The organism is uncultured Propionibacterium sp., assembly GCF_963539965.1.
Classification (GTDB): domain Bacteria; phylum Actinomycetota; class Actinomycetes; order Propionibacteriales; family Propionibacteriaceae; genus Propionibacterium.
Genome location: NZ_CAUTOU010000100.1, coordinates 1 through 5851, shown reverse-complemented (window position 1 = coordinate 5851; position 5851 = coordinate 1). Strand labels below are relative to the sequence as shown.

General features: G+C 70.6%; 6 protein-coding genes and 1 tRNA gene. 6 read left to right on the top strand and 1 reads right to left on the bottom strand.

Features of this window, described 5'->3' with window-relative positions; translation table 11 throughout:
• Positions 1 to 448 precede the first annotated feature (448 nt).
• Positions 449 to 904: a hypothetical protein gene (locus R2N01_RS11005; protein ID WP_316671149.1), complete on the bottom strand. Its 456-nt coding sequence runs from the start codon at positions 902 to 904 to the stop codon at positions 449 to 451.
• Positions 905 to 1513: 609 nt separating this feature from the next.
• Between R2N01_RS11005 and eno the strand changes: the two genes are divergently transcribed.
• The 6 genes from eno to R2N01_RS10975 all read left to right on the top strand — a co-directional run.
• Entirely contained in the window at positions 1514 to 2803 is a 1290-nt protein-coding gene (gene eno, locus R2N01_RS11000; protein WP_316671146.1) for a phosphopyruvate hydratase, read from the top strand.
• 145 nt (positions 2804 to 2948) lie between these two features.
• Positions 2949 to 3611, top strand: a complete 663-nt coding sequence (locus tag R2N01_RS10995; protein WP_316671143.1) for a septum formation initiator family protein — start codon at positions 2949 to 2951, stop codon at positions 3609 to 3611.
• 59 nt (positions 3612 to 3670) lie between these two features.
• Complete coding sequence (locus tag R2N01_RS10990; protein ID WP_316671141.1) at positions 3671 to 4201, top strand: DUF501 domain-containing protein; 531 nt, start codon at positions 3671 to 3673, stop codon at positions 4199 to 4201.
• Positions 4198 to 5160, top strand: a complete 963-nt coding sequence (locus tag R2N01_RS10985) for a Ppx/GppA phosphatase family protein (RefSeq protein WP_316671138.1) — start codon at positions 4198 to 4200, stop codon at positions 5158 to 5160. The genes R2N01_RS10990 and R2N01_RS10985 overlap by 4 nt, the downstream gene beginning before the upstream one ends.
• 67 nt (positions 5161 to 5227) lie before the next feature.
• Positions 5228 to 5300: transfer RNA gene (locus R2N01_RS10980), tRNA-Leu, on the top strand.
• A 142-nt stretch (positions 5301 to 5442) separates the two neighbouring features.
• On the top strand, positions 5443 to 5851 hold a 409-nt coding region (locus R2N01_RS10975), incomplete at its 3' end, for a uracil-DNA glycosylase family protein (RefSeq protein ID WP_316671136.1).

The window sequence follows — 5851 nt, the reverse complement described above, 5'->3', positions numbered from 1 at the left end:
TGTAGTCGTAGTCGGTGTCGCCTCGGCCGGTGTGGACGTAGACGGCGACTCCTTCGACTAGGTTCCGCATCTGGCTCAGAATGTTCTGCGATAGCAAGTCCCGATGGTCTGCTAAGGTCTCGATGTTGGTGCAGATGGCGTTGTCTACGCTCGCGATGTGCTCAGCGACTGTGACCATGATGTCCTCCGGGAGTGACGGCGCTTCAGCGCGCACGTCGATAATAGCTGAGAGGCGGATTGTCCGACGTCGCGCCAAGGCTTGCGCACACGAGCGCTGACGTCTGACGGGACCGCAGACCGATGGCCGGTGGAGTCAACGGGCCCTTGCGGACTCGTTGCAGTTCCGGACGCTATCGCGTTCTCTGGCAGGGCCTTTGGCCGCGACGTTGACGCCCCTGTTCTTGATCTGGGATATCCTTACAAACACGTAACCACCGGGGTGTGCTTTCTATCTGGCGACGAGTCCCCGAAGATAGTGGCTCGTGGAACGTCGGGTGAAGGCACGTAGACCCGCCACCCCTGCGTGGATGACGGGAGCAGTTGGGCCTTCGTCGTGGGACATGGCGACGATGCGCCGCAGCATGCGCAGGCGTTGCATGGGCTCGGTGCACGTCGTCGTCGGTGATGTCATGATCCACGAGAGCGCCGCCGTGACGGCACGGGGATCATCCCGGCCGAGTCGGTCCAGAACTCTTTCGGCCAGGTGCGCGACCAGGACGGGATGCTCCAACGCGACCAGCGGGGACAGCGCGGTGCAAGCGGCGTCGGGTGCGGCTCCACTGGCGTCGAGCTCCCTCAGTGCCGCCCCGAGAGCTCCCAGATCGGTGTCGGCGCAAACCACGGCCAGTCGGGCGGCCGCTTCGCCCGCCGACGAGTCGCCGGCGAGCTCTGGCAGGGCTTGCACGATGCATCTTCCGCCCTCCGTGCCGGCCGCGTCAGCCACTCGCCGAATATGACCACTCTTGAAGGGTGTTTTTCCTTGTCACCTGGACATAGATCCTGAACCCGGGACCCTGGGGGAAGTCCGGTGGGCATCTTCGGATCAGGGGTGGAACCGGGGTCTGGGGCTCGGTCCGCCAGGGTTCGGCCGAGGTCGAAGGCCTCGTCGAGGATCTCTGCCGCTGCTTCGCGGGCACCGGTCGCCCTGTGCCGCCTCCGCTGGGGGGATCGGGGGAGGCGGTCCGCGACGCCACTCGAACTCTCGCTGTCCGGAGTCGCCTGCGATGGCGTTCTTGGGCGTCGACATCGACCAGGCGGTCCGCGACGCCACCCGGGCCTGGAGGACGACGTCCGCGCGGCGGAGGGGTCCTGCCGGCGGATCCCCCGGCGCGCCCGCCGATGCGGCGTGAGCCGCTCATCGCGCCCTCCGGGGGCCTCCGGGGCCGGACCGGAGGGCGGCCTCGGACATGGTCCGCGCAGGGCCCGAACGGATAGGATTGGCACCGCGAGAGCGAGAGCCCGCGGCGAGAACCCGCTGTGCGCGGGCTCGCCCAACACTGAAAGGTCAACACCCGTGGCAGTTATCGAATTCCTTAAGGCTCGCGAGATCCTCGATTCGCGCGGCAATCCGACCGTCGAGGTCGAGGTCGTCCTCGACGACGGCTCCTCGGCCCGCGCGGCGGTCCCGTCGGGTGCGTCCACCGGCGCCTTCGAGGCCGTCGAGCTCCGCGACGGAGACAAGGCCCGTTACGGCGGCAAGGGCGTACAGAAGGCCGTCAGCAACGTCGTCGACACCATCGGCGAAGAGGTCCTCGGCATGGAGGCCGGCAACCAGCGCGAGCTGGACGAGGCCATGATCGAACTCGATGGCACCGACAACAAGGGCAAGCTCGGCGCCAACGCCATCCTCGGCGTCTCCCTGGCCGCGGCCAAGGCCTCCGCCGAGTCGGCGGAACTGCCGCTGTACCAGTACCTCGGCGGTCCCACCGCCAATGTGCTGCCCGTCCCGATGATGAACATCCTCAATGGCGGTGCCCACGCCGACTCCAATGTCGACATCCAGGAGTTCATGATCGCCCCGATCGGCGCCTCCAGCTTCGCCGAGGCCTTCCGCGTCGGCGCCGAGGTCTACCACGCCCTGAAGTCCGTCCTCAAGGACAAGGGTCTCAATACCGGCCTGGGCGACGAGGGCGGCTTCGCCCCCGATCTCGACTCCAACGCCGCCGCCCTCGACCTGATCGAGGATGCCATCAAGAAGGCCGGCTACAAGCCCGGCAAGGACGTCGCCCTGGCCCTCGACTGCGCCGCCAGCGAGTTCCACGACGACGGCAAGTACACCTTCGAGGGCAGGCAGCGCAGTTCCGCCGAGATGATCGAGTACTTCGAGGAACTCGTGGTCAAGTACCCGCTGGTTTCCATCGAGGACCCGCTGGACGAGGAGGACTGGGAGGGCTGGGTCACCCTCACCGGGCGCATCGGGGACAAGGTCCAGCTCGTCGGCGATGACCTGTTCGTCACCAACGTCAAGCGCCTCGGCAAGGGCATCGACACGAAGTCGGCCAACGCCCTGCTCGTCAAGGTGAACCAGATCGGGTCGCTCACCGAGACCATCGACGCCGTCGACCTGGCCCACCGCAACGGCTTCCACACCATGATGAGTCACCGCTCCGGTGAGACCGAGGACACCACGATCGCCGACCTGGCCGTGGCCCTGGGCTGCGGCCAGATCAAGTCCGGCGCTCCGGCCCGCGGCGAGCGCATCGCCAAGTACAACCAGCTCATCCGCATCGAGGAGAACCTCGACGAGGTGGCCGTGTATGCCGGCGCCGGCGCCTTCCCGCGCTTCGACGCCGACAAGTGGTGAGTTCCCGGCGCCGCCGACCGACCGCTCCGGGCCGCGGACATGGAGGGCGGCGTCTTCCGGGCGCCGCCCTCCTGCCGTGCCGGATCCGGATGGGCGCCGTCGTGTGCACCGGCCCCGGCGGGGATGAGGAATTAGACTGACGGTCATGGCTTCCCCCAGATCCGGCAGGCCCTCCAGCGGGCGCCCAGCCTCCGGCGACACCCCCTCGCGACGTACCGCGCAGCGCGCATCCCGCCGGGCCTCGCGCGACAGGAGCCGCGTGCGGGTGCAGGCCGGGCCGGAGGCCACGTCCAGCGACGGGGAGGTCGTCGAAGCGGCCCCGAGCGCTCACGGGGGCGTCCACCTGACGAGGAGGCTCGTGGCGGTTCTGCTCGTCGGGGCGATGATCCTCGTCTCGGTCGTCTCGAACCTGACGGTCTACTTGAACCAGAAGAAGCAGATGGCGCAGGCCCGTGCGCAGATCGCCGCGAGCAACGAGCACATCGACGAGCTGCTCGCCGAGCAGGAGCGCTGGTCGGATCCGGACTACGTGCGGGCCCAGGCGCGGGCCCGCCTCGGCTGGGTACTGCCCGGCGAGGTCGGGTACCAGGTGACGGACGAGAACGGGCAGCCCTACGGCGGCGGTTCGGGCATCGACCACACCGGTGCCTCGACCACGCAGGACCGGGCCTGGTGGGAGCGCATCTGGAACTCCGTCAGCGAGGCGGACACCCCGACCAGTGCGCCTCCCAGCGCCGACGGCGGGCAGGTCGTCACCGAGGGCGGGGCCGGCGCCGAGCCCTCCGCCGAGGCCACCCCGGGCGGCTGATCCCGACTCCGTGAATCTTCTCCGACAGGGGATTACATGCCCTGTGGAAGAATTGAGGCGTGCGCCGGTTCGAACCTCTGAGCGATGAGGATCTGGGGGTTGTCGCCGATCAGCTCGGTCGGTCCCCCCGCGGGCTCGTGGGAGTGGCTTGGCGCAGCCCCTGCGGGTGTCCCGGCGTCATCGCGACCGAGCCGCGGCTGCCGGATGGTTCGCCGTTCCCCACCTTCTACTATCTCACCGATCCCCGCGCGGTGGCCGAGTGCTCGCGCCTGGAGGCCGGTGGCATCATGGCCGGGATGACGGCCCGCCTCGGACGGGACGAGGGGCTGGCCGTCGCATTCCATCACGCGCACGAGTCGTATCTGGCCGACCGCGCGGCCTACGGGGAGGTCCCGGAACTCGAGAACGTCAGCGCTGGGGGGATGCCCGGGCGCGTCAAGTGCCTGCACGCCCTCGTCGCCCACGCGTTGGCCGCGGGCCCGGGGATCAACCCCATCGGGGACGAGGCCCTGGGGCTCATGGGCCCGTTCTGGAGCAGGCCCTGCCCCTACCACGGCGGGGACGGCGCCGGCCGGGGGGGCGCGTCATGAGAGTCGCCGCCATCGACTGCGGGACCAACACCCTGCGCCTGTTCATCGCGGCGCTCGACGCCGATGGCTCCCTCAGGGAGCTCGACCGCCGTCTGACCTTCGTCGGCCTGGGCGAGGGCGTCGACGCCACCGGATGCTTCGCCCCTGACGCCCTGGCCCGGGCGTTCCGCGCCTGCGAGCAGTACTCCGAGATCATCGCCGACCTGGACTGCACCCGTACGCGTTTCGTCGCCACCTCGGCCACCCGCGACGCCTCCAACCGCGAGGAGCTCTTCGCCGGCGTGCGCGAGCGCATGGGCATCGAGCCCGAGGTGATCAGCGGCGTCGAGGAGTCCGAGCTGAGTTTCGCCGGCGCCGTCAATGGCATCCGTTGCCCGGACAACCCGGTGCTGGTCATGGACAGCGGCGGGGGTTCCACCGAGCTGGTGCGCGGCACGGCCGCCTGCCGCCCGGACACCGTCACGGCCGTGGAGAGGGGCGTCAGCCTCGACATCGGTTCGCGCCGCCTGCGCGAGCGCATCCTGCACGGCGACCCGCCGACCGCGGATGAGATCGGTGAGGCGCGCGGGCTCGTCCGGCGCGAGCTGGACGACGCCGCCCTCGACCTGAGCGGCATCGGCTCGTTCATCGGGGTCGCCGGCACCGTCACGTCGATGACGGCCCTCGCGCTGCGGCTGCGCCGCTACGACCGCGCCCGGGTCCACGGCGCCACCATGAGCGCCAGCGCCGTCCACGGGGTCACCGGCGGTCTGCTGACGAGCACGGTCGCCGAGGTCACCAGCTGGGGGCCCGTCCAGCCGCAACGCGCCGAGGTGCTCTGCGCGGGTGCCCTCATCGTCGATGAAGTCGTTCGGCGCGTCGGCAGCGCCGAGATCATCGCGTCGGAGGCCGACGTCCTCGACGGCGTGGCCCTCGGCCTGCTCTCGGACGGCCCCGACCAGGAGCTCCGGTCGCGCTGAGCGCCCGCCCCCGTCCCGATGCGCGGGCATCCCGCCGCGGGGGACCCCGGCCGATACTCTGGGATCGGCCCCCGTAGCCCAATGGCAGAGGCAGGCGGCTTAAACCCGCTCCAGTGCGAGTTCGACTCTCGCCGGGGGCACTCGGTCCCGCTCCGGCAGGGCGGTCCCCATCGTGCCGGGTTCACCGGCCGTCGGCCGCAGGCGGTCCACAGCACGAACAGGAATGGTGCTGACGAGCCTGAGCCCCGGAAACCGCCCCGGGACCAGGGCTACGGTGGTCCCATGGCCGATCCGCATCCGCTCACCGGCGCCCGCTTCGAGTCGCCGGTCCCGCCCGGGAGCGGATGGCCCGGTGATCCCGCCGGGCCGGACACCCCTGTTGCCCGCGATGCGGCCGCGACGGGCCGCCTCGCGGCGGAGGCCGGCAGCATCGCCGAACTGGACGCCGTCGTCTCGGTGTGCCGCGCCTGCCCGCGTCTCGTCGCCTGGCGGGAGTCGGTGGCCACCGGTGGGCGGCGCGCCTCCTTCGCCCACGAGCCCTACTGGGGGCGGCCGGTGCCGAGCTTCGGCGACCCCCGGGCCCGCATCCTCATCGTCGGCCTCGCGCCGGCCGCGAACGGCGCCAACCGCACCGGCCGCATGTTCACCGGCGACCGCTCCGGCGACTGGCTCTGGGCCGCCCTCCAGCGCG

Excerpts from the sequence above, each read along its gene's own strand:
- R2N01_RS10995 (WP_316671143.1), top strand. The coding sequence starts at position 2,949 with ATGGCTTCCCCCAGATCCGGCAGGCCCTCCAGCGGGCGCCCAGCCTCC.
- R2N01_RS10985 (WP_316671138.1), top strand. The coding sequence starts at position 4,198 with ATGAGAGTCGCCGCCATCGACTGCGGGACCAACACCCTGCGCCTGTTC.